This is a genomic window from Stenotrophomonas sp. 59 (genome assembly GCF_030291095.1).
Lineage (GTDB): Bacteria > Pseudomonadota > Gammaproteobacteria > Xanthomonadales > Xanthomonadaceae > Stenotrophomonas > Stenotrophomonas maltophilia_Q.
In genome coordinates this window covers 3,040,698-3,063,060 of the sequence record NZ_CP127408.1, presented here as the reverse complement: position 1 = coordinate 3,063,060, position 22,363 = coordinate 3,040,698, and the positions used below count along the sequence as shown (strand labels likewise).

Sequence of the window (22,363 nt, the reverse complement as noted above, 5' to 3'; positions counted from 1 at the left end):
CGGTACAGCGGCTCAGCGGCGGGTCTTGCCGCCGGTGCCAGTACCGGTGCCGGGTTCGTTGGGCTTGTTGCCGGTACCGGTGCCGGTGCCGGTACCCGTGCCACCCGGCCGCGGACCACCGAAACCGGTGCCCATGCTGCGCTGGAATTCCTGCCACAGCTCCAGGTTGCGCTCGGTCAGCTGGTTCATCATCGCCCACGGGGTCTGGCCCAGCAGGTTGCCCATCTGCTGGCGGAACTGCTGCTGCTGGTCGAGGAAGACCTGCATGCTGCGCTCCAGGTAGTTGCCCATGAAGCCCTGCAGGGAGTCGCCATAGAAGCGGATCAGCTGGCTCAGCAGCTGGGTGGACAGCATCGGTTCGCCGTCCTGTTCCTGGTCGGCGATGATCTGCAGCAGGACCGAACGGGTGAGGTCGTCGCCGCTCTTGGCGTCACGGACTTCGAAGTCTTCACCGTCCAGGATCAGCTGGCGCACGTCCTCGATGGTGATGTAGCTGGAGATCTCGGTGTCGTAGAGACGGCGGTTCGGATACTTCTTGATGATGCGGGTCGCAGCCATTGAAGCGGTCACTCGTCACAGTAGATGCGCAGCATGGCGCAGTGCAGCAGCCGTTGCAACCGCCTCAGCCCCCGCCAGGCTTGGCTTTCACAGGGGATCATGTTGCGCAACAAGGGTTTGCGTGCTGCGCAGCATGACCATCGGCAGGGGCGGCGGGTGTGTGCCGCTGCGGCCGCCGGCGCGGCTTACCAACCCATATGGTGGCCGCCATTGATGTCCAGGTTGCTGCCGGTGATCCACGAGGCTTCCTCCGCCACCAGGAAGGACACGCCGTAAGCGATTTCCTCCGGCTTGCCGAGGCGCCCGGTGGGAATGTCGGCGACGATCTTGGCGCGCACTTCTTCCGGCACCGCCATCACCATGTCGGTGGCCACGTAGCCGGGCGAAATGGTGTTGACGGTAATGCCGAAGCCGGCGTTCTCGCGGGCCAGCGAGATGGTGAAACCATGCATGCCGGCCTTGGCGGCCGCGTAGTTGGCCTGGCCGTACTGGCCCTTCAGGCCGTTGATCGAGCTGATCTGGATGACCCGGCCCCAGCCCCGCCGGCGCATGCCCTCGATGACCGGGCGGGTGACGTTGAACACCGAATTGAGGTTGGTGTTGATCACATCGTGCCACTGGTCCGCGCGCATGCGATGGAAGGTGGTGTCGCGGGTGATGCCGGCATTGTTGACCAGGATCTCGACCGGGCCCAGTTCGGCCTCGACTGCACGCACCAGTGCTTCGGCACTGTCCGGATCGGAGACATCACCCGGGAAGATCGACACGCTGTAACCGCGTTCGGCCATCGCCTGCTGCCAGGTGCGGGCTTTGGCCTCGTCGCGGTAATTGGTGGCGACCCGGTGGCCCTGGTCGGCCAGGCGCTGGCAGATGGCGGTGCCGATGCCGCCGGTTCCGCCGGTGACCAGTGCGACGCGAGATGTCATGGAATGCTGTCCGGAAATCAGGTGGGGGAGGGGTGATTCTGCAACATCGGCGCGGAAAGTGCGCCGGGTGGCAGCAGGATGTCGGTACGAGGCAGCCGCGCTGGGTCGAAGGCTTGCCGGGCGGCCGCCAGCAGGGTGTCCAGATCGTGCTTGTTTTCCAGTGCGGCAGGCGCTTGGCCCAGCAGCTGCCAGAGTGCGCGCAGCACCGGCACCGGCCGTGTGCTGTCCACGGGCAGCGATGCCAGCGACTTCGACAGTTTGTGGCCCGGCGCATCCAGCAGCAGCGGCAGGTGCCAGTAGTGCGGCACGGCCAGCCCCAATGCCTGTTGCAGCAGGATCTGCCGCGCGGTGGAGTCGAGCAGGTCGGCACCGCGCACCACTTCGGTCACGCCCTGTGCGGCGTCATCGACCACGACTGCCAACTGGTAGGCCCAGCAGCCATCTGCACGGCGCAGCACGAAGTCGCCGACCTCGGCGTGCACATCCTGCTGCTGCGGTCCACGCAGGCCATCGGTGAAGCGCACGATGCTGTCGCGTGGGACACGGAAGCGGACGGCGGGGTCCGGCCGAGGTTGCCGGGCGACGCAACGATGGTGGATGCCAGCGCTGGCCGCCAGGTCGCTGCGGCTGCAGTGGCAGACGAAGGCCTGGTCGCTGGCCAGCAGCACGTCCAGCGCGGCCTGATAGGCGTCGCCGCGCGCGCTCTGCCAGACGATGGCGCCATCGTGGGCCAGGCCGAATGCTGCCAGCGCCTGCAGCTGTGCCTCGGCGGCACCGGGCACGGTGCGTGGTGGGTCGACGTCTTCGATGCGCAGCCGCCACAGGCCACCGTGATGGCGTGCAAGCAGCCAGCTGCCGAAGGCGGCGAGCAGGGATCCGGGGTGGAGCAGGCCGGTCGGCGAGGGCGCGAAGCGGCCGCAGGGAATGGGGGAGGTCATGCTGGCTGAATCGTCGGTCAGGTTGGCGCTTGAATTCAAGCTGACCACACCGCAAATTGACCGGTATCGACCCCTTCCGAGCCGGATTTTCCCATGTTTACCCGCATTGCCCTGTTCCTGGCGACCAACTTCGCGGTCCTGATCCTCGCCAGCATCGTAATGTCGCTGGCGGGAACCGACCCGAGCAAGATGAGCGGTCTGCTGATCATGGCCGGCATCTTCGGTTTCGGTGGTTCCTTCATCTCGCTGCTGCTGTCCAAGTGGATGGCCAAGCGTTCCACCGGTGCCGTGGTGATTACCGAGCCGCGCAACCAGACCGAACGCTGGCTGCTGGCCACGGTCGAGCGCCAGGCCAAGGCGGCCGGTATCGGCATGCCGGAGGTGGCGGTGTATGAAGGTCCGGAAATCAATGCCTTCGCCACCGGCGCCAACCGCAACAACGCGCTGGTGGCGGTGTCCACTGGCCTGCTGCACAACATGAGCGAGGACGAGGCCGAAGCGGTGCTGGGCCACGAGATCGCCCACGTCGCCAACGGTGACATGATCACCATGGCGCTGCTGCAGGGCGTGCTGAACACCTTCGTGATCGTGTTGGCCCGCGTGGTCGGCGGCATCATCGACAGCGCGCTGTCGGGCAACCGCGAAGGCGGTGGCCGTGGCTTCGCCTACTACATCATCGTGTTCGTGCTGGAGATGGTGTTCGGCCTGTTCGCCACGATGATCGCGATGTGGTTCTCGCGCCACCGCGAATTCCGTGCCGATGCCGGTGGTGCCTCGCTGGCTGGTCGCCAGAAGATGATCGCCGCGCTGGAGCGCCTGCAGCTCAACCACGGCCAGAGCACGCTGCCGACGCAGATTGCTGCATTCGGTATTGCTGGTTCGACCGCGAAGAAGCTGTTCATGAGCCATCCGCCGCTGGAAGAGCGCATTGCTGCGCTGCGGGCTTCTACGGTGGCGTAAAGCCTCGGCTTTCAAGGTAGTACAGGAACGCCTGGCCTCGCGCCGGGCGTTTTTGTTTACGGGGATGCATGCATCGGTAGCGCCGGGCCATGCCCGGCGTATCGTTTCCGCGACCGCGGAGGGGTGTCACTTTCTTTGCGCGCAAAGAAAGTAACCAAAGAAACGCTCCGCCGACCGCGAGCCGACATGCTGCGCACGCCGGTGCCCTGTGCTTCTCGGCGAATCAGGGGACGGCGCGCAGAAGTCAGCCGACTAACAGTCGGCTCTACAGGACATCGGCGCCTCTTCGCCCCTGCTTCACCTGCGATGCTCGGCTCGCTCAAGGCGGACTGCAAGGTCAAGATCAACGGCAACAGCATCCACGCGTGGCGTGGATCTACCGGGTGCAGCTGTGGCATTTGACCTTGGGTCCGCCTTGAGCGAGCCGGGCACCGCAGGTCCGGCGAGGGCGAAGAGGTGCGGGTGTCTGAGCGTAGCGAGTTCCCGCACCGTCCCTCGGCGGGCCGAGGAGCGCAGGGCACCGATGCGTAGCGTCGGCTCGCGCCCTGGCGGCGTGTTTCTTTGGTTACTTTCTTTGCACGAGCAAAGAAAGTGACAAGCACGATCATCGCGGATACGAAAACGGCACCTTCGCAGGTGCCGTCTCCATGAACCGCGTTACGCGGAACCTCAGAACTTCGCGTCGAACTCCGCCGCGTAGCCAGTGTTCACCAGCACCTTCTGCAGCGACTCGGCCACCTTCAGGTTGCCGGCCACGATCTGGTGGGTCTCCGGACCGCGGTTGTCCATGCGGCCCAGGGTGGCACCCTTGAAATCGCAGACCTTGCCGCCCGCTTCGCGGACCAGCAGCAGGCCGGCGGCGATGTCCCACGCCTTCACACCGGCCTCGAAGTAGGCGTCGGCACGGCCGCATGCCACGTAGGCCAGGTCCAGCGCGGCCGAACCGGTGCGGCGAATGTCCTCGCCGTGCACCAGCAGGGCGTCGACCGCCTTCAGCTGGGCACTGGCGCGGCTGCGCTCGCGCGGGGCGAAGCCGGTGTGGATCATGGTGCCTTCCAGGTCCTTGCGGTCGGCCACGCGGATGCGGCGGTCGTTCAGCACGGCACCGGCGCCGCGGCTGGCGGTGAACAGCTCATTGCGCAGCGGGTCGAAGATGACCGCGTCGGTCGGCTCGCCGTTCTCGACCAAGGCGATCGACACGCAGTAGTGCGGCACGCCGCGCAGGTAGTTGCTGGTGCCATCCAGCGGGTCGATGACCCACATCTGGCGGCGCTCGCCCTGCACGCCACCTTCTTCACCGAAGATGCCGTAGTCCGGGTAGGCGCGCTTGAGTTCCTTGACGATGACCTTTTCCGCGTCCGCATCCACTTCGCTGGCGTAGTCCATCCGGCCCTTCTGCACCACATTCAGTGCCTCGAGCTTGTTGATGTTGCGCAACAGGACGTTGCCGGCGAGGCGGGCGGCCTTGACCATGACGGTGACGGCGGGTTTCTGCATGGCGTGGGCTCCCGGAAAGGCAGAAGAGATGGACTGGCGGGGGAAAAGAGCGGGTCCGGCGCAGTGGCCGGCCGCACAGTTTACCATTGGTCATCGTCCAGCTCGACCTTTTCCCTGTTCATGTCCCAGTTTCCTGCCGCAACCCGCCTCCGATTCGTCCTGGTCGGTACCCAGCACCCCGGCAACATGGGGGCTGCCGCCCGCGCCCTGAAGACCATGGGCCTGGCCCGCCTGGTGCTGGTCGCCCCCGAAAAGCCGCTCGACGAAGAGGCCTTCCGCCGCTCGGCCGGTGCCGAAGACGTGCTGGGGGACGCCCCGGTGGTGGCTACCCTGGCCGAGGCCGTGGCTGACTGCCGCCTGGTACTGGGCTGCACGGCCCGTGCCCGCCGCGTCCAGCTGGAGGAGTACCTGCCGGCCGATGCTGCCGCCCGTGCGGTGGCCAAGGCGGGCGAAGGTGCCGAGGTGGCACTGGTGTTCGGCCGCGAGCGCACCGGCTTGACCAACGAGGAGCTGCAGCTCTGCCACGCCGCGGTGCACATCCCGTCAGACCCGGAGTTCAGTTCGCTCAACCTGGCCGCCGCCGTGCAGGTGCTGGCGTACGAAACGCGCATGCAACTGCTTGGGGCGCAGCCGGTTGCAGAAACCGAACCCGGCTTCCGCGAACAGGCGGCCAGCCACGAGCAGATGGAGAGCTTCTTCGCCCAGCTGGGTGACACGCTGGACGAGATCGATTTCCACAAGGGCCGCGCCCCCGAGTCGGCGATGCGCAAGCTGCGCCGCCTGTTCCTGCGCAGCGAGCCCACCGAACAAGAAGTGCGCCTGCTGCGCGGCATCCTCGCCGACACCCAGCGCATGGCGCGACTGGCCCAGGCAGGCGGCAAGGACAGCTGACGAGGTTCTCATTTTTTCGGGTAGTCTGTCTGGATACCCAGGGGGGATGAAGCCTGTGTCGGGTCTGCGAAAGGCAATGCAGGGGGGACTGCTGAGCCTGGCCATGGTCCTGCTGGCCGGGACGGTGCGTGCAGCACCGGACCCGGTGCTGGTGCTGGGCCGGATCAGCGATGATCCAAAGGCCCACTACGAGCAGCTGCAGCCCTTGCTGGACTACGTTGTGGCTCGCATGCATGACGTGGGCATCCAGGAGGGGCGGATACTGATGGCCCGCGACCCGCAGCAGATGGCGAGCTATCTGCGGCGGGGACGGGTCGACTGGGTCACGGAAACCTCCGGTACGGCAGTGGCGTTGGGCCAGCGCAGCGGCGCTCGCCCCTTGCTGCTGACCGAACGCAACGGGGTGCGCGAGTACCAGACGGTGTTCTTCGTGCGCAGCGACAGTCCCATCCAGCGGGTGCAGGATCTGCGCGGCCATCGCCTGGCCCTGCAGAACACGGCGTCCACCAGCGCCTACCTGGTGCCGGTGATGACCCTGCTGAACCATGGCCTGTCGCCACAGATCCTGGCCGGGGTCTGGGACGTGCCAGGGCGCGACAGCGTGGGGTATGTGTTCGCGCGCAGCGAGTTGAACATCGCGACGTACGTGCACAAGGGGATGGCGGATGTGGGGGCGGTGAGCAGCGTGGACTGGAATGACGAGCGGCGGGTGCCGGCTGCATTCCGGCGCGATTTCCGCGAACTGTTGCGCACCGAACCATACCCGCGTGCGGTGGAGATGGTCCGCGCCGACCTCGATGCCCGGGTGCGCGATCGCCTGCAGGAAGTCCTGCTCCAGGCAGCCAGCGACCCGCAGGCACAGGGCGCGTTGCATCGGTTTTTTGGCACTTCCGGTTTCCACCGTGTCGATGCGCATGCGCAGCAGCGGTTGGATGAATTGAAACAAGGATTGACGCGCGTGCGGATGGAAGTGGAATGAAGTGGCTCGGCTCGGGGATGCAGGCCCGGTTCCTGCTGGCGATGGGCGGAGCGATGGTCGTGGTGGTCGCGATCCTGGCGGTGCTGCTGGGGCGCCAGACGGCGATGCAGAGCGAGGTGCGCACCCTCAGCGGTGGTGTCATCCATGAATTGTTCGACCGCAGCGTGCGCAGCCGCGGCGAGGCGATGGCGCGCGAGTTGTCCGATGCGCTGGCCAACCCGCTGTACTACCGCGACCTGGACCAGGTCGGCGTACTCGTGCGCAGCACCGCGCGACAGCCGGTGGTGCGTTATGTACTGGTGTTCGACGAGCGTGGCCGGCTGGTGCACGACGGCTCGGTCGAGGTCTCGGGATTCGGCCAGCCGATGGCCGATCCCCTGGCGCCCAAGGCTGCGGCGGCGCAGGCATTGCTGGTGCAGGAATCGCCGAAGGTGCTGGACAACACGATGCCGATCATGGTCGGCAACCAGCGCATCGGCGGCGTCCGCGTCGGCATGGCGCTGGACGAGGTGCAGCAGCGCGAACAGGCGGCCAATGCCACCCTCGGCGAGCGCCTGCAGCTGGTTGGCAGCCGCCACCTGGGATGGCTGCTGCTGATGCTGGGGTTGCTGGTGGTGATTGGCGTGGTGGTGATCCTGTACGTGCAGCGCACGCTGGTCGCGCCGATCCGCGACCTGGCCGCGGCCGCGCGTCGCATCGAGGCGGGGGACTATCAGACACCCCTGGCCGAGAACACCCGTGACGACGAAGTAGGTGAGCTGGTGCGCGGCTTCGCCCGCATGCGCGATGCGATCGCCCGCCATGACCGTGAAGTGCGGCACATGGCCTATACCGATGCCTTGACCGGGCTGACCAACCGGCTGGCGTTCCGCGAAGCGCTGGATCATCGGCTGATGGCGGCGCGTGCCGCCAATCACCGGTTGGGACTGCTGTTTGCCGACATCGACGATTTCAAGCGGGTCAACGACACGCTTGGCCATGAGGCCGGTGACGAGGCGTTGCTGCAGTTCGCACAGCGCATCGGTCGCGCGGTCGCGGAAGCGGGCGGTGACGAGGCCCTGCTGGCCCGCTTCGGTGGCGATGAATTCGTGATTCTGGTCGGCGACGGTGACGTGGCCGCCAACGCGCGGCTGCTGGCCGAGGTGCTGGTGCGTGAGCTGGGCAGGCCGCTGGTGGTGCAGGGCCGGGAGCTGTTCCTCGGTACCTCGATCGGCGTGACCCTGTTCCCCGATGATGCGGCCGACGCGACGACGCTGCTGAAGAACGGCGACATCGCCATGTACCAGGCGAAGATGGCGGGCAAGAACTGCTACCGCTACTACAGCCGGGCGATGGACCATGCGGTGGAGCGTCGTGTACACATGGAGCAGGAGCTGCGCGGGGCCTGGGAGCGCGGCGAACTGCGCCTGGCCTACCAGCCGATCTTCCGCATGCGCGACCGTCGCATGGTCGGCGTCGAAGTGCTGCTGCGCTGGCAGCATCCGACGCTGGGCACGATTCCACCGTCGGTGTTCATCGAAGTGGCCGAGCAGAGCGGGCTGATCGAAATCATCGGCCCGAAGGTGCTGCGTGCGGCCTGCATGGAGGCCTCGCAATGGCCACGTGGCGTGGCAGGCGACGACCTGTTCGTATCGGTCAACGTGTCACCGCGGCAGCTGCGCGGCGGCGAGCTGCCGGCGCTGGTCGCGCAATGCCTGCATGAATCCGGGCTGCCAGCGTCGCGCCTGCATCTGGAGCTGACCGAGACCGCGGTGATCGGTGACGAGATGGTCGCCGCGCAGCTGCTGGACAAGCTGCATCGCACCGGCGTGAAGGTATGGCTGGACGATTTCGGCACCGGCTTCTCCGGCCTGAGCCACCTGCGCCAGGTGCCGGTGGACGGCGTGAAGATCGACAAGAGCTTCGTGGCCGACATGCAGCGCGATCCCGATGACCTCGCGTTGACCACGGCGATCATCGCCATGGCCCACGCGCTGGGCATCACGGTGGTGGCCGAGGGCATCGAGCAGCAGGCACAGTTCGAACTGCTGGCGCAGCGCGGCTGCGATCTGGGGCAGGGCTACTGGCTGAGCCACCCGGTCACCGCCACCGAAGTGGTACGGATGATCGAGTCGGGGCTCTGACCTGCTGCCGTTGTCCTGGGGTCAGATCCCTTTTCCGCAGGAAAAGGGATCTGACCCCCGCCCCCGGATTACAGCGGGCGCTTGCTCGGATCGCCCGGCAGTTCGCGCACCAGCTTGGGAACCAGGTAACCGGACAGGTGCGCGGTCAACCCGGCAATCAATGCCTTGGCCTGGGTGTCGTCCACTTCGAAGTGGGCCACGCCTTCGACCCGGTCCAGCTGGTGCAGGTAGTAGGGCAGCACGCCGGCAGCGAAACTGCGTTCGCTCAGGTCCTGCAGGGCCTGCACGCTGTCGTTGACCCCGCGCAGCAGCACCGCCTGGTTCAGCAGCTGGGCGCCGGTGCCGCGCAGGCGCGCCATCGCGGCGTCCACGCTGGCGTCGAATTCGTTGGCGTGGTTGGCGTGGACCACGATGGCCAGCGGCCACGGCAGGCCGCCCAGCCAGGCCAGCAGCTCCTCGTCCACGCGCTCGGGCAGCACGATCGGCAGGCGGCTGTGGATGCGCAGGCGGCGGATGTGCGGAATCGCGCGCAGGGCATCGGTCAGCTCGACCAGCTTGTGCGTGGCCAGAGAGAGTGGATCGCCGCCGGACAGGATCACCTCGTCGATGTCCGGGTCGGCGGCGATGGCGGCTACGGCCTCCTGCCAGCCACCCTTGGCGGCGTTCTCCGCGCCATAGTCGAAGTGGCGGCGGAAGCAGTAGCGGCAGTTGATCGCGCAGCTGCCGGTGGCGACCAGCAGGGCGCGGCCACGGTACTTCTGGATGACGCCGGTGGCCTTCTTGGCCGCGCCATCGCCCACCGCATCGAAGCTGAACCCGGGCGCGGGACGCATTTCCTCGTCGATCGGCAGCACCTGGCGCAGCAGCGGATCGGCCGGATCACCCTTGCGCATGCGTGCCACGAACCCCTCCGGCACGCGCAGCGCGAACTGGGCCATGGCCGCTTCCGAGACGCCCAGCGCGGCCGGGTCCAGCTGCAGCCGGGCCAGCAGGGCCTGCGGGTCGCGCAGTGCCTGGCGCCAGAGCTGTTGCCAGCGCGCGGGCGCGCCTGGCGACTGGGGCCGGGGGAAGGCGGAAAGCTGCATGGAGAGGGGGCCTGCGGTTATCATGGGGGCAGAAAAACAGTCGCCCACCGGCATCCGGTGGGCTTTCCATTCTAACGGCTCGCCGCACCCGCGGCGTTTTTGCCACTCAGGAGTTTACGCATGGCCAGCTACGGCATGAACGACGTCAAGAACGGGATGAAGATCCTGGTCAACAACCAACCGGCCGTCATCATCGACACCGAATACGTCAAGCCGGGCAAGGGCCAGGCCTTCACCCGCGTGAAGTACCGCCTGATCAAGGACGGCCGTACCCAGGAAGTGACCATGAAGTCGACCGACTCGCTGGATGCAGCCGACGTCGTCGACACCGACATGAACTTCATGTACAGCGATGGCGAGTACTGGCACTTCATGGACCCGGAATCCTTCGAGCAGGTCCAGGCCACCAAGGCCGGCATGGGCGGCGCGGAGAAGTGGCTGAAGGGCGAAGAGTCCTGCGTGGTCACCCTGTGGAACGGTGAGCCGATCTTCGTGCAGCCGCCGAACTTCGTCGAGCTGAAGATCACCGAAACCGATCCGGGCGTCCGTGGCGACACCTCGGGCGGCGGCGGCAAGCCGGCCACCCTGGAAACCGGCGCCGTGGTCCGCGTGCCGCTGTTCGTCAACCAGGATGAAATCATCAAGGTTGATACCCGTTCGGGCGAATACTCCGCACGCGTCAAGTAATCCGGCGCAGCCGGATTACCTGTAGAGCCGAGCCATGCTCGGCTTTCCGGGCATAACCCGGAACCCGTTGCCGGCGTCCATGACGCCGCAACGGACAGCCGCCGGGCATGGCCCGGCGCTACCGCCTCCCGCCAGGCCCTTCTCCAATAGCCAGTGAGCCCGCATGAGCGATAGCCCGCACCTCCCCGAAGCCTGCGACCTGCTCATCGAAGCCGGTTATGTCGTTCCGATCGAGCCGCATGCGGTGGTGCTGGAAGACCATGCCGTTGCCGTGCGTGGCAGCGAGATCGTCGCCATCCTGCCGCGTGCCGAGGCACGTGCGCGCTTCCGTGCCGCGCAGGTGGTCAGCCGCCCCGAAGCGGCGCTGATGCCGGGCCTGGTCAACGCGCACACGCACAATCCGATGACCCTGCTGCGCGGCGTCGCCGACGACCTGCCGCTGATGACCTGGCTGCAGCAGCACATCTGGCCGGTGGAAGCGGCGGTGATCGGCCCCGAATTCGTCGCCGACGGCACCACCCTGGCCATCGCCGAGATGCTGCGCGGCGGCACCACCTGCGCCAACGAGAACTACTTCTTCGGCGACGTGCAGGCCGCGGTCTACAAGAAGCATGGATTCCGCGCGCTGGTCGGCGCGGTCATCATCGATTTCCCCACCGCCTGGGCCAGGACCGACGACGAGTACTTCGCCAAGGCCGGTGAACTGCATGACCAGTGGCGCACGGATCCGCTGATCGGCACCGCGTTCGCGCCGCACGCGCCGTACACCGTCAACGATGCCAATTTCGAGCGGGTGCGGATGCTGTCCGACCAGCTCGACATGCAGGTCCACCTGCACACCCACGAGACCGCGCAGGAAATCACCGATTCGATCAAGCTGCACGGCCAGCGCCCGCTGGCGCGGCTGGATCGGCTCGGCCTGGTCAACGACCGCCTGATCGCGGTGCACATGACCCAGCTGACCGACGCGGAAATCCACCTGTGCGCCGAACGAGGCGTCAGCGTGGTGCACTGCCCGGAATCGAACCTGAAGCTGGCCTCCGGTTTCTGCCCGGCCTGCGCCCTGCAGCGCGCCGGCGTGAACCTGGCCATCGGCACCGATGGCTGCGCCAGCAACAACGACCTGGACATGTTCAGCGAAAACCGCACCGCGGCGATCCTGGCCAAGGCCGTGGCCGACGATGCCACCGCGCTGGATGCAGCCACCACGTTGCGCGCCTCCACGCTGGGCGGCGCCCGCGCGCTGGGCTTCGGCGACCGCATCGGTTCGATCGAAGTCGGCAAGCAGGCCGACCTGGTCTGTGTCGATCTGTCCGCGCTGGAAACCCAGCCGCTGCACAACGTGCTGTCGCAGCTGGTGTACGCCACCGGCCGCCAGCAGGTCAGCGATGTCTGGATTGCCGGCAAGCCGAAGCTGGTGCAGCGCGAGCTGGTCGGCATGGACCTGCCGGGCATCATCGCCAACGCGCGCCAGTGGCGCGAGCGTATCCGTCATATCCGCGCCTGAACCCTGGCGCTGCAAGGACTTCCCCATGACTGCTCCCCACGCTTCCTCCAATTTCGATCAGGCCGAGCTGGACAAGTTCGCCGCGCTGGCCAACCGCTGGTGGGACGCTGACGGCCCGCAGAAGCCGCTGCATGCGCTGAACCCGGTGCGGCTGAAGTACGTGGCCGACCGCGTGCCGCTGCGCGGTGCACGCGTGCTGGACATCGGCTGCGGTGGCGGCCTGCTGAGCGAGGCGCTGGCGCAGTCCGGTGCCGACGTCACCGCGATTGATCTTGCCCCGGAACTGGTCAAGGTCGCGCGCCTGCACGCGCTGGAAAGCGGTGCCAAGGTCGATTATCGCGTCCAGGCCGCCGAGGACCTGGCTGCCGAGCAGCCGGGCAGTTTCGATGTGGTCACCTGCATGGAAATGCTCGAGCACGTGCCGGATCCGGGCGCGATCATCGAAGCCTGCAAGCGCCTGCTGAAGCCGGGCGGTCACCTGTTCCTGTCGACCATCAACCGCACCGCGGCCGCATTCGCGGTGGCGATTGTCGGCGCCGAGTACGTGGCGCGGCTGCTGCCCAAGGGCACGCATCACTACCAGGAATTCATCAAGCCGGCCGAGCTGGCGCGCTGGCTGCGCGAGGCCGACATGCAGCTGGTGGATGTCAGCGGCATGGCCTACGAGCCGTGGCGCAACCACGCCCGCCTGAGCAGCCGCACCGACATCAACTACCTGGCCTACGCGGTCAAGCCGGCATGACCTCCACCGGTTTCCCGCGTGCGGTGCTGTTCGACCTGGATGGCACGCTGCTGGACAGTGCACCGGACTTCGTTGCCACCTGCGATGCGATGCTGGCCGAGCGTGGCCGTGCACCGATCGATCCGGCGTTGTTGCGCCCGGTGGTGTCGAAGGGCTCGCGTGCGATGGTCTCGGCAGCCTTCCCCGAACTGGACACGGCGGCGCGTGATGCACTGATTCCGGAGTTCCTGCAGCGCTACGAGGCGTTGATCGGCCAGCACGCGGTACTGTTCGATGGCGTTGCAGACATGCTTGCTGCACTGGATGCCGCCGGTACGGTGTGGGGCATTGTCACCAACAAGCCGGAGTACCTGGCGCGGCTGATCGTGCCGCAGTACCGCTGGCAGCAACGCTGTGCGGTGCTGGTCGGCGGTGACAGCCTGGCCGAGCGCAAGCCGCATCCGCTGCCCCTGCTGCACGCCGCGCAGGCGATTGCCGTTGCCGCCGAAGACTGCGTGTACGTGGGCGACGACGAGCGCGACATCATCGCTGCGCGGGCCGCAGCGATGCCGTCGGTGGCGGCGCTGTGGGGCTATCGCCTGCACAGTGACGACCCGCTGGCCTGGCAGGCCGACGTGCTGGTCGAGAACGCCGGGCTTCTGCAACTGGCCAGCCTCTGGCCGACCCGGCCGGCAACCCCGGCCCAGCCGTAAGGAATGACGTAGTGAGCAGTACCGCGCTGGACAGTTTCCTCGACAAGTGGCGCAGCCGTTGGCCGGAATGGTCGGTGGCCGCCCCGTTCGTGGCCGAATCGCAACGCGAGCTTGCAGTGGCGTGGTTCGCGCTGCTGCAGGAATTCGACGACATGCTCAACACCAGTGGCGACCCGCTGCCAGCCGATGCCAAGCTGGCATGGTGGGGCGAGGAACTGCGCAGCTGGGCTGCGCACCGGTCGCGTCACCCGTTGGGCCGCCTGCTGGAGCCGGTGCGTGCGCCGTGGGCGCAGCTGGCCGAGGCTCTGCCGGATCTGGTTGAAGCGCGCACGGTCGCGCTGGATGCGGCCAGCGCCGAGCGCGCGCTGGCCAACTACGCCGACGCGGTTGCCGCGGTGGAAGCGGCGCTGTTCAACGACAAGCCGCGCACCGGCGCCGGTCGCGCGGTGCAGCTGCAGACCCTGGCCCAGCGCCTGCAGGATGCCGGCGTGGCCGGTGTACCACGCAGCCTGCTGGATGAGGATTCCAGCACGGCCGCGCAGCGCTGGGCGCAGTACCTGCTGAAGGGGTGGGGCAGCCGCGTGCCCGGCCCGCGCCCGCGCCGCGTGTGGTCCAGCCTTGCTCGCGCACGCGTGGCCGCGCAGGCCGCAGGCAAGCCGATTGAAGCCACTCCGGTGCGCACGCTGTTGCGCGTGTGGTGGGCGGCGCGCGGCTGATTGATTCTGGTGGGTGCGGACCTTGGTCCGCACGCTCTGTGAGGTTGTGCCGACCAAGGTCGGCACCCACCTAAGGACATTGCCGGCAGTAGATCCACGCCATGCGTGGATGAATGCCGGGTTCGCGCGCAATCGTGCCGACCAAGGTCGGCACCCACCGTTATTTGCGCTCCAGCACCAGCAGCGGGTCGATGCGGGTGTCGAACCAGTTCATGCCCCAGTGCAGGTGTGGGCCGGTGGCGCGGCCGGTGGCGCCGACGGCGGCGATCACCTGGCCCTGCTCGACGCGATCACCGACCTTCACGTCGATGCGTGACAGGTGCAGGAAGTTGGAACTGACCCCGAAACCGTGGTCGAGCAGCAGCGTGCCGCCGGTCAGGTATAGGTCCGGGCCGGCGAAGGTGACGATGCCGGCGGCCGGTGCCTTCACCGGAGTGCCGGTCGGCACCGCGATGTCCATCCCGGAATGACCGGCGCCGGGCTGGCCGTTGTAGACACGCGCATTGCCGAAGCGGCCACTGATACGGCCCTGCACCGGCCAGATGAAGGTCTGGGTGAAGTCGGTACGGTCGTCATCGCGGGCGCGGGCGGCAGTCACCTGCGCCTGTTCGCGCTTGATCCGCTCGGCAATCGCCGGCGGCGGGTTGACCGTCTTCGGCGGCACGCCGTTGACCCGCTCGGTCGGCCAGTCGCGCGGCGTCACCGCGATGGTCACGGTTTCGCTGCCGCCGTCGGCGCGCTGCACCTGCACGCGCAACGGGCCCTTCTCGTCGCGGCCGATGCCGAACACCACGCTGCCATAGCCGCTCACCCGCAGCTGGCGGCCGGCGTACTGTACGCGGCTGCCAGCGGGTACTTTGCCGATCACCAGCGCGCCCTGCGACGCGCTGGCCGGAAACACCACGCGGCTGTCGATCAGGCTGCCTATGCCATCCTGCGCGTTGGCCGAAGATGTGCAGAGCAGGGGCGCCGCCAGCAGCAGCGCCCCGGTCAGGAGAGCCGCGCGCATCAGCGGTCGTAGGTCATGCGCTGGCCGGCCGGTTCGCCGACCAGCTTGCTGCCGTCCCACACCAGCTGGCCGTTGACCCAGGTCGAGGCCACGCGCGAACGGAAGGTGGTGCCTTCAAACGGCGACCAGCCACACTTGGACAGCACGTCTTCGCGCTTGACGGTGAACGGCACGTCCTCCACCAGCACCAGGTCGGCGAAGTAGCCTTCGCGCAGGAAGCCGCGCTCTTCCACGTCGAACAGCTGTGCCGGCGCATGCGCGAACTTCTGCACCACCTGCTCGCGGGTCAGCTTGCCTTCGTGCACGCGCTCCAGCGCGGCCACCAGTGCGTATTGCACCAGCGGCAGGCCCGACGGCGCCTGCGCGTAGGGCTTCTGCTTCTCTTCCCAGGTGTGCGGCGCGTGGTCGGTGGCCAGCACGTCCAGCACGTCGTCGGCCAGCGCGGCGGTGATCGCTTCGCGGTCGGACACTTCCTTGATCGCCGGGTTGCACTTGATCAGGTTGCCCTTGGTCGCGTAGTCCGGGCGCGCGAAGTGCAGGAAGTGCACGCAGGTTTCGGCGGTGATCTGCTTGCGGCTGCCGTCGGCGCGGATCAGCGGGCCTTTCTCGAACAGCGCCAGTTCGTCGGCGGTGGAAATGTGCAGCACGTGCAGGCGCGTGCCGTGCTTGCGTGCCAGCGACATCGCCAGGCGGGTCGACTTGATGCACGCTTCGCGCGAACGGATGTCCGGGTGCATGTCCGGGGTCAGCGCGTCGCCGTACTTTTCCTGGAAGGCCTTCAGGTTGGCATCGATCATCGGTGTGTCTTCGCAGTGCGTGATGATCGGGGTCGGGCATTCGCGGAAGATCGCGTCCAGCGTTTCCGGGTTGTCCACCAGCATGTTGCCGGTGGACGCACCCATGAACACCTTCACGCCCGGGGCCTTCTTCGGGTCCAGCGCACGGATCGCTTCCAGGTTGTCATTGCTGGCGCCGTGGTAGAAGCCGTAGTTGGCCCAGGCGCGGCCGCGCGCCAGTTCGTACTTGGCTTCCAGGATGGTCGAATCCAGGGTCGGCGGGTTGGTGTTGGGCATGTCCATGAAGCTGGTCAGGCCACCGGCCACGGCCGCCGCCGATTCGCTGGCGATGTCGCCCTTGTGGGTCAGGCCCGGTTCGCGGAAGTGCACCTGGTCGTCGATCATGCCGGGCAGCAGCCAGCGCCCGGCCGCGTCCACCACCTGTTCGCCGTCGCGCGGCGTCAACCCGCTGCCGATCTGCGCGATGCGGCCGTTCTCGATGCGCAGGTCGCCGTCGAAGGTGCGGCCTTCGTTGACCATCCGGGCGTTGGTGATGAGGGTGGAGGACATGTCAGTGTTTTCCTGTGCAACGGCAAGAGGGGGCGTGGGTGGATTCGGGCACCGGGTCGAAGCCGCCGGGATGGAACGGATGGCAGCGGCCCAGCCGGCGCGCAGCCAGCCAGCTGCCGCGCAGCGGACCGTGTCGGGAGATGGCGTCCATCGCGTATTCAGAACAGCTCGGCACGAAACGGCAACGCGGCCCCAGCAGGGGGCTGATGAAGCGCTTGTAGAAGCGCAGCAGGGCAATGAGCAGGCGCGAGATCACCCAGTCATCTTATGCCAGTTGGCATGAAGGCCGCATTTGTGCAGGATGGGCCGTTGGTCGCATGTCGCCGATGGCCTGCGACCGGTACCAGCACCCGCGGGTGCTGGCCAGGTTCCGTACCGCGCAAGGCGGTCCGTGTTCGTCGGACTGCCCCTTGGGCACCTTGACTCCAGGACTGAATGGAGCAGGGTGCCGAGGTTGCTGCTGCGGGTCGGGTAGGCTATAAAGGCCCGCTTTCCCGGGCCCCGGGGAATCCAAGGAAGAGCGTTTCGTGGCTGCTAAAAAAACTGCAAAGAAGGCCGCAACGGCCGCCAAGAAAACCGCCAAGCCTGTTGTGAAGAAGTTGGCGGCAAAGCCCGTTGCCAAGAAACCGGCGAGCAAGCCGGCGACCAAGGCAGCGTCCTCGCAACCGGCGGCCAGGAAGGCCACCGCAAAGAAAACGCCGGTCAAGGCAACCAAGCCGGTGGCGAAGAAGGCCGCTGCGCCTGCCAAGGCCAAGCCCGCCGCTGCCAGCAAGAAGGTGCCGGTGGTGAAGAAGGCCGCCAGCAAGGCCGCGCCGGTCAAGAAGGCCGCCGCCAAGCCGGTGGCGAAGAAGGCAGCAGCCAAGCCGGCGCCGAAGGCGGCGGTGACGAAGGCTGCGGTCAAGCCGGTCGCCAAGCCCGTAGCAAAGAAGGTCGCTGCGGCTAAACCGGTCGCCACGCCTGCCGCTGTAAAGAAGGTTGCCAAGAATGTTGCCGCGCCGGCCGCGAAGCCGACCCCGGCCCCAGTAGTGAAGTCCGCACCGAAGCCTGCTGCCAAGCCGGCTCCGGCCAAGCCTGTCCCGGCCAAGACCGTGGCAGTGGCGGCAGCCCAACCGGCCTCAAAGCCGGCCCCGGCCGCCGCTCCTGCCGCTTCGAAGGCCCCGCAATCCAAGAATCCCGTGCCCGTTTCGAAATCGCCTGCCAAAACCGCCGTGAAATCCGATTCCGCCCCGAAGACCGTGTCGCGCCCTGTCGGCAAGGTTGCCGTGGCCGTCGCCGCCCGCTCGGCTGCACCGGCCCCGCGCAGCAAGTACAAGGTGGTCGAATACAAGACCGACGAGGCCACTGGCCGCCCGATCCTGCCGGCTGGCTACAAGCCGTCCTCGGAAGAGGAATACATGAGCTCGCTGCAGCAGGAATACTTCCGCCAGCGCCTGCAGAACTGGCGTGCGGACCTGGTGGAAGAGTCCAAGCAGACCATCGAGAACCTGCGCGAAGAAGTGCGTGACATCGGCGACGAAGCCGAGCGCGCGACCCGCGAGACCGAGAACTCGCTGGAACTGCGTACCCGCGACCGCTACCGCAAGCTGATCGGCAAGATCGACAGCACCCTCAAGCGCCTGGAAGCAGGCGACTACGGCTACTGCGTCGACACCGGCGAAGAGATCGGCCTGGAGCGCCTGGAGGCGCGCCTGACCGCCGAGCGCACCATCGACGCCCAGGAGCGTTGGGAGCACCTGCAGAAGCAGCAGGGCGACTGATTCCTGATCGTTGTCTGGTCATGCAGAAAACCCGGCTTCGGCCGGGTTTTTTTGTTGGGTTCGGGTTGGCTGCGAAGAGCAGCGCCTTCCGGGTATCGGGGTGAGCCTGCGGGTGGGTCCGGGCAGGACACGCTGCAAGTACATCCCTGTAAGCTCGTCCGCGGCATCCATGCCGCGGACGGTCCTGCCCGGACCCACCCGCAGGCTCTCGACGCTTCCCTGCGTGCGCGGCTGATGTAGAGCCGAGCCCACGCTCGGCTCAGGCCGAAGCCGGAGGGTAGGGAAGAGCAAGAGCAAGAACAGCCAAGCATGGCTTGGCTCTACCAGGAGCGGTCATGCGTGCGCTCGCGGCTGTGTTGGGTCCGCCTTGTGGCGAGCCGAGCACCGCAGGGGAATCAGGGGCGAAGAGGCGCCGCTGTTTGAGCGCAGCGAGTTCGGCGCCGTCCCCTGATTCACCGAGGTGCGCAGGGCACCGGTGCGAAGCACCGGCTCGCGGATGGCGGCGCGTTTCTTTGGTTACTTTCTATGCGCGCGCAAAGAAAGTGACACCCCGCCGCGGTCGCGGAAAAGGGCCGCCGGGCATGGCCCGGCGCTACCAATGCGTCGGCGCACGTAAAGCGGCTGTCGCGGAAACGACGAGCCGACGCTACTGCAGATCACGCAGATTCAGTTTCCGCAGCGTCGGGTTCTTCCACGCGGTGATCCCGGCCACGCTCAGCACCGCGAACCCACCCAGCACCACGGCCGGTACCAGGCCGAGCAGGCGGGCCATGGTGCCGGCATAGAACGCGCCCAGCTCGTTGGACGAACTGATGAAAATGCCGTTGATCGACGATACCCGCCCGCGCATTTCCTCCGGCGTGGCCAGCTGCAGGATGGTCGAGCGGATCACCACCGACACGCCATCGAACGCCCCGTAGAACAGCAGGATCAGCGCCGACAGCCAGAAGTGCTGCGACAGCCCGAAGCCGATCACGCACAGGCCGAACCCCGCCACCGCGAACAGCAGCACGCGGCCGGCATTGCGGTGCAGCGGGTGGCGCGCCAGCCACAGGCCCACGCACACCGAACCCAGCGCCGGCATCGCGCGCAGGATGCCCAGGCCTTCCGGGCCGTGGTGCAGGATTTCGTGCAGGAAGGCGGGCAGCATCGCCACCACGCCGCCCAGCAGCACCGAGAACATGTCCAGCGCCATCGCACCGACCATGATCCGGTTGCCGACCACGAAGCGCGCGCCTTCGGCGATGCTCTTGAAGATCGGCGCGGCCGGACCGGTGTGCACTGGCTCTTCCACTTTCAGCGTGGCCAGGCAGGCCATCGCCACCAGCGCGAAGGCAGTCGCCACGGCATAGGACAGGCCCTTGCCGCCGAAGCCGACCAGCACGCCGCCCAGCGCCGGGCCGGCGACCATGCCGGCCTGGAACACCACCGCGCCGAGTCCGGCGCCACGCGCGAACTGGTCGCGGGCCAGCACGCGGGCAAACAGTGCGTTGTAGATCGGCGACAGGAACGCACGGACCATGCCGGTCAGGGCGATGGCCGCATAGATCGGCCATACCCCTTCAAACGGCAGCCAGCCCGTGGCGACACCGGTCAGCACCAGCGCCGTGGCGATCAGCCCGGAACAGGCCACCATGCCCAGCCGGCGCCGTGGCAGGTGGTCGACCAGATAGCCGGCGAACGGCGCCACGCAGAAGAACGGCAGCACCTCGGCCAGGCCGACCAGGCCCAGCGAGAACGGATTGCGGGTGACTTCGTAGATGTGCCAGCCGACGGTGACCGCGACCACCTGGTAGGACAGCATCGCGAAGATGCGGTAGGCCAGCAGCTTGGCGAAACCGGGCCGGGACAGCAGGCCCAGCGCGGTGTCTTCGGCTGTGGCGGGCTCGCTCACGACGGGTCGCGCTGCAGCTGGGCCTGCGCGGTCTCGCGGATGAAGGCCAGCATGGCCGCCACGCCGTTGCTGCGGGTGGGGGAGAGGTGACGGGCCAGACCGATGTCCTGGATGTAGCTGGGCTCGGTATCCAGGATCTCCTGCGCCGAGCGCCCGGAGTACACGCGCAGGGCCAGGAAGATCAGGCCGGAGACGATGGCCGAATCACTGATGGCGTGGAAGCGCAGCGACTGTGCGTTGCCTTCCGGCACGATCCAGACCATCGACTGGCAGCCGAGCAGGCGGTGCTCTTCGGTCTTCCATTCGTCCGGGAAGGCGGGCAGCTTGCGGCCGAGATCGATCAGGTACTGATAGCGCTCGGACCAGTCGCCGAAGAAGCCGAATTCCTCGGCGATGGCGGCCTGGGCCTCGGCGGCGGTGGGTTCAAGCGGGAACGGGGAGTCGGTCACAACAGTCTCTACAGTGGGGGCGTGGCCGGCGGACCGGCCACGGGGCAGGGGCGGGTCAGCCGCGCTTGCGCGACCAGCGAACGCCCTGCGGAGTGTCGTCCAGCACGATGCCTTCGGCGGCCAGCTGGTCGCGGATGGCGTCGGCACGGGCGAAGTCACGCGCCTTCTTGGCCGCAGCGCGCTCGTCGATCAGGCCCTGGATGCGCGCATCGTCACCATCATCGCCGGCGGCGGTACCGAACCACTGCGCCGGATCGGCCTGCAGCAGGCCCAGTGCCAGGCCCGCACCGAGCAGCTCGCCCTTCAGGCGCGCCTGTTCGGCCGGATCGGTGGCACGACGCGCGTCGGCGGCGATGCGGGCCACTTCGGCCAGCGCCTGCGGGGTGTTCAGGTCGTCATCCAGGGTCGCCTCGACGGTGGCCGGGATCACCGCGCTGGCTTCGATCGACGCCAGCTCGCGCAGGGTGCCGTACAGGCGGTCCAGGGTGCGCACCGACTGCTCGATCAGGCCATCGGACCAGTCCAGCGGCTGCCGGTAATGGGCCGACAGCAGGGCCAGGCGCAGGGCCTCCGGCGGATGCTGGCGCACCAGGTCATGCACGCGCTCGATGTTGCCCAGCGACTTGCTCATCTTGGCGCCGCCGAAGTTGAGCATGCCGTTGTGCAGCCAGTAACGGGCGAAGATCTTGCCGCCATGCGCGCATTCGCTCTGCGCGATCTCGTTCTCGTGGTGCGGGAACTGCAGGTCGACACCGCCGGCATGGATGTCGATGGTCTCGCCCAGATGGGCGGCGGCCATCGCCGAGCATTCGATGTGCCAGCCCGGGCGGCCACGGCCCCAGGGCGATTCCCAGCCGGGCAGGTCGTCGGTGGATGGCTTCCACAGCACGAAATCGCCCGGATCGCGCTTGTAGGGGGCGACATCGACACGGGCGCCGGCCAGCATCTCCTCCGGATCACGGCGCGAGAGCTTGCCGTAGCCGTCGAAGCTGGCCACCGCAAACAGCACATGGCCCTCGGCGGCATAGGCATGGCCGTTGGCGATCAGCTGCTCGATCATGGTGATGATCTGCGGCATGTGCGCGGTCACCTCCGGCTCGATGTCCGGCGGCACCACGCCCAGCGCGGCCATGTCTTCACGGTAGGCGGCGGCGAACTTGTCGGTGATGGTGCTGATCGGCACCCCCTGCTCGCGCGCGGCGGTGTTGATCTTGTCGTCCACGTCGGTGATGTTGCGGGCGTAGCGCAGTGCGCCGAAACGCCGCCGCAGCAGGTCGGCCAGCACCCCGAACACCACCGGGCCACGGGCGTTGCCGATGTGCACGTAGTTGTAGACCGTGGGGCCGCACACATACAGGGTCGGACAGGCCGGATCGAGCGGGGTGAACGGTTCGAGCTGGCGAGTCAGGTTGTTGTGCAGGCGCAGGGTCATGGGGGTGTGGCTGGGGGACAAGCCTGTGATTTTAGAACGTGTCGGCCCCCTTTGGGTGCACCGGTTGCCACCGGTGGACGCCGGCTTCACCCAAGGTGGGGTGGGCAGGAGCAGCGTGGACGGGTAATGTTCAGCCCCTTGCGCTCGTCACTGCCTACACTATTGCCGTGTCCTT

The 22,363-nt window shown here is 67.4% G+C and carries 21 protein-coding genes; 10 read left to right on the top strand and 11 right to left on the bottom strand.

The features are described 5' to 3' along the window. Nucleotides 1-12 precede the first annotated feature (12 nt). The 3 genes from phaR to gluQRS form a co-directional block, all read right to left on the bottom strand. Nucleotides 13-558, bottom strand: coding sequence for a polyhydroxyalkanoate synthesis repressor PhaR (gene phaR, locus QP552_RS14250; RefSeq protein ID WP_286073922.1), 546 nt, complete (start codon nt 556-558; stop codon nt 13-15). Nucleotides 559-743: 185 nt separating this feature from the next. Then, nucleotides 744-1,484: an acetoacetyl-CoA reductase gene (gene phbB / locus QP552_RS14245; RefSeq protein ID WP_106551377.1), complete on the bottom strand. Its 741-nt coding sequence runs from the start codon at nt 1,482-1,484 to the stop codon at nt 744-746. A gap of 17 nt (nt 1,485-1,501) precedes the next feature. Next, nucleotides 1,502-2,422 (bottom strand): tRNA glutamyl-Q(34) synthetase GluQRS, encoded by a 921-nt coding sequence (gene gluQRS, locus QP552_RS14240; protein ID WP_286073921.1) that lies wholly within the window; start codon nt 2,420-2,422, stop codon nt 1,502-1,504. 93 nt (nt 2,423-2,515) lie between these two features. On the opposite strand from gluQRS, the gene htpX reads away from it, so the two are divergent. Continuing rightward, nucleotides 2,516-3,382 (top strand): protease HtpX, encoded by an 867-nt coding sequence (gene htpX / locus QP552_RS14235; RefSeq protein WP_106551375.1) that lies wholly within the window; start codon nt 2,516-2,518, stop codon nt 3,380-3,382. A gap of 669 nt (nt 3,383-4,051) precedes the next feature. On the opposite strand, the gene QP552_RS14230 is transcribed toward htpX, so the two are convergent. Next, nucleotides 4,052-4,879, bottom strand: coding sequence for an inositol monophosphatase family protein (locus QP552_RS14230; RefSeq protein ID WP_005417749.1), 828 nt, complete (start codon nt 4,877-4,879; stop codon nt 4,052-4,054). 120 nt (nt 4,880-4,999) lie between these two features. On the opposite strand from QP552_RS14230, the gene QP552_RS14225 reads away from it, so the two are divergent. From QP552_RS14225 to QP552_RS14215, 3 genes are read left to right on the top strand one after another with little or no spacing between them, the layout of a single operon-like run. Further along, nucleotides 5,000-5,770 (top strand): RNA methyltransferase, encoded by a 771-nt coding sequence (locus QP552_RS14225; RefSeq protein ID WP_049426846.1) that lies wholly within the window; start codon nt 5,000-5,002, stop codon nt 5,768-5,770. A 46-nt stretch (nt 5,771-5,816) separates the two neighbouring features. Next, nucleotides 5,817-6,749 carry a phosphate/phosphite/phosphonate ABC transporter substrate-binding protein gene (locus QP552_RS14220; protein WP_111202894.1) on the top strand — a complete coding sequence of 311 codons (933 nt, stop codon included), beginning with the start codon at nt 5,817-5,819 and terminating at the stop codon, nt 6,747-6,749. Further along, complete coding sequence (locus tag QP552_RS14215; protein WP_106551232.1) at nt 6,746-8,872, top strand: GGDEF domain-containing protein; 2,127 nt, start codon at nt 6,746-6,748, stop codon at nt 8,870-8,872. The genes QP552_RS14220 and QP552_RS14215 overlap by 4 nt, the downstream gene beginning before the upstream one ends. Nucleotides 8,873-8,940: 68 nt before the next feature. On the opposite strand, the gene epmB is transcribed toward QP552_RS14215, so the two are convergent. Beyond that, on the bottom strand, nt 8,941-9,981 hold the full coding sequence (gene epmB, locus QP552_RS14210; RefSeq protein ID WP_286073920.1) for an EF-P beta-lysylation protein EpmB: 1,041 nt from the start codon (nt 9,979-9,981) through the stop codon (nt 8,941-8,943). Nucleotides 9,982-10,077: 96 nt separating this feature from the next. Here epmB and efp point away from each other — a divergent pair, with 96 nt between their 5' ends. The 5 genes from efp (at nt 10,078) to QP552_RS14185 (ending at nt 14,301) form a co-directional block, all read left to right on the top strand. After that, nucleotides 10,078-10,644 carry an elongation factor P gene (gene efp, locus QP552_RS14205; protein WP_006457340.1) on the top strand — a complete coding sequence of 189 codons (567 nt, stop codon included), beginning with the start codon at nt 10,078-10,080 and terminating at the stop codon, nt 10,642-10,644. A gap of 163 nt (nt 10,645-10,807) precedes the next feature. Further along, on the top strand, nt 10,808-12,151 hold the full coding sequence (locus QP552_RS14200) for a TRZ/ATZ family hydrolase (protein WP_286073919.1): 1,344 nt from the start codon (nt 10,808-10,810) through the stop codon (nt 12,149-12,151). Between the two features lie 25 nt (nt 12,152-12,176). Further along, nucleotides 12,177-12,893 (top strand): bifunctional 2-polyprenyl-6-hydroxyphenol methylase/3-demethylubiquinol 3-O-methyltransferase UbiG, encoded by a 717-nt coding sequence (gene ubiG / locus QP552_RS14195; protein ID WP_049429626.1) that lies wholly within the window; start codon nt 12,177-12,179, stop codon nt 12,891-12,893. After that, nucleotides 12,890-13,585, top strand: coding sequence for a phosphoglycolate phosphatase (locus QP552_RS14190; protein ID WP_286073918.1), 696 nt, complete (start codon nt 12,890-12,892; stop codon nt 13,583-13,585). The genes ubiG and QP552_RS14190 overlap by 4 nt, the downstream gene beginning before the upstream one ends. 11 nt (nt 13,586-13,596) lie before the next feature. Next, entirely contained in the window at nt 13,597-14,301 is a 705-nt protein-coding gene (locus QP552_RS14185; protein WP_106551228.1) for a squalene/phytoene synthase family protein, read from the top strand. A 160-nt stretch (nt 14,302-14,461) separates the two neighbouring features. On the opposite strand, the gene QP552_RS14180 is transcribed toward QP552_RS14185, so the two are convergent. The 3 genes from QP552_RS14180 to yidD are packed head-to-tail and all read right to left on the bottom strand — an operon-like array spanning nt 14,462 to nt 16,912. After that, on the bottom strand, nt 14,462-15,310 hold the full coding sequence (locus QP552_RS14180; protein WP_181453977.1) for a M23 family metallopeptidase: 849 nt from the start codon (nt 15,308-15,310) through the stop codon (nt 14,462-14,464). After that, nucleotides 15,310-16,656 (bottom strand): dihydroorotase, encoded by a 1,347-nt coding sequence (locus QP552_RS14175; protein WP_111112349.1) that lies wholly within the window; start codon nt 16,654-16,656, stop codon nt 15,310-15,312. Before QP552_RS14175 ends, QP552_RS14180 begins: the two co-directional genes overlap by 1 nt. 1 nt (nt 16,657) lies before the next feature. Continuing rightward, nucleotides 16,658-16,912 (bottom strand): membrane protein insertion efficiency factor YidD, encoded by a 255-nt coding sequence (gene yidD / locus QP552_RS14170; protein WP_005417723.1) that lies wholly within the window; start codon nt 16,910-16,912, stop codon nt 16,658-16,660. A gap of 271 nt (nt 16,913-17,183) precedes the next feature. Between yidD and dksA the strand changes: the two genes are divergently transcribed. Beyond that, entirely contained in the window at nt 17,184-18,413 is a 1,230-nt protein-coding gene (gene dksA, locus QP552_RS14165) for an RNA polymerase-binding protein DksA (RefSeq protein ID WP_111112348.1), read from the top strand. A gap of 646 nt (nt 18,414-19,059) precedes the next feature. Here the strand turns inward: dksA and QP552_RS14160 are convergent. The 3 genes from QP552_RS14160 to cysS are packed head-to-tail and all read right to left on the bottom strand — an operon-like array spanning nt 19,060 to nt 22,188. After that, nucleotides 19,060-20,307 (bottom strand): MFS transporter, encoded by a 1,248-nt coding sequence (locus QP552_RS14160; RefSeq protein WP_005414014.1) that lies wholly within the window; start codon nt 20,305-20,307, stop codon nt 19,060-19,062. Next, on the bottom strand, nt 20,304-20,756 hold the full coding sequence (locus tag QP552_RS14155) for a SufE family protein (RefSeq protein WP_049435092.1): 453 nt from the start codon (nt 20,754-20,756) through the stop codon (nt 20,304-20,306). The genes QP552_RS14160 and QP552_RS14155 overlap by 4 nt, the downstream gene beginning before the upstream one ends. 55 nt (nt 20,757-20,811) lie before the next feature. Beyond that, on the bottom strand, nt 20,812-22,188 hold the full coding sequence (cysS, locus tag QP552_RS14150) for a cysteine--tRNA ligase (RefSeq protein WP_111202880.1): 1,377 nt from the start codon (nt 22,186-22,188) through the stop codon (nt 20,812-20,814). Nucleotides 22,189-22,363 lie beyond the last annotated feature (175 nt).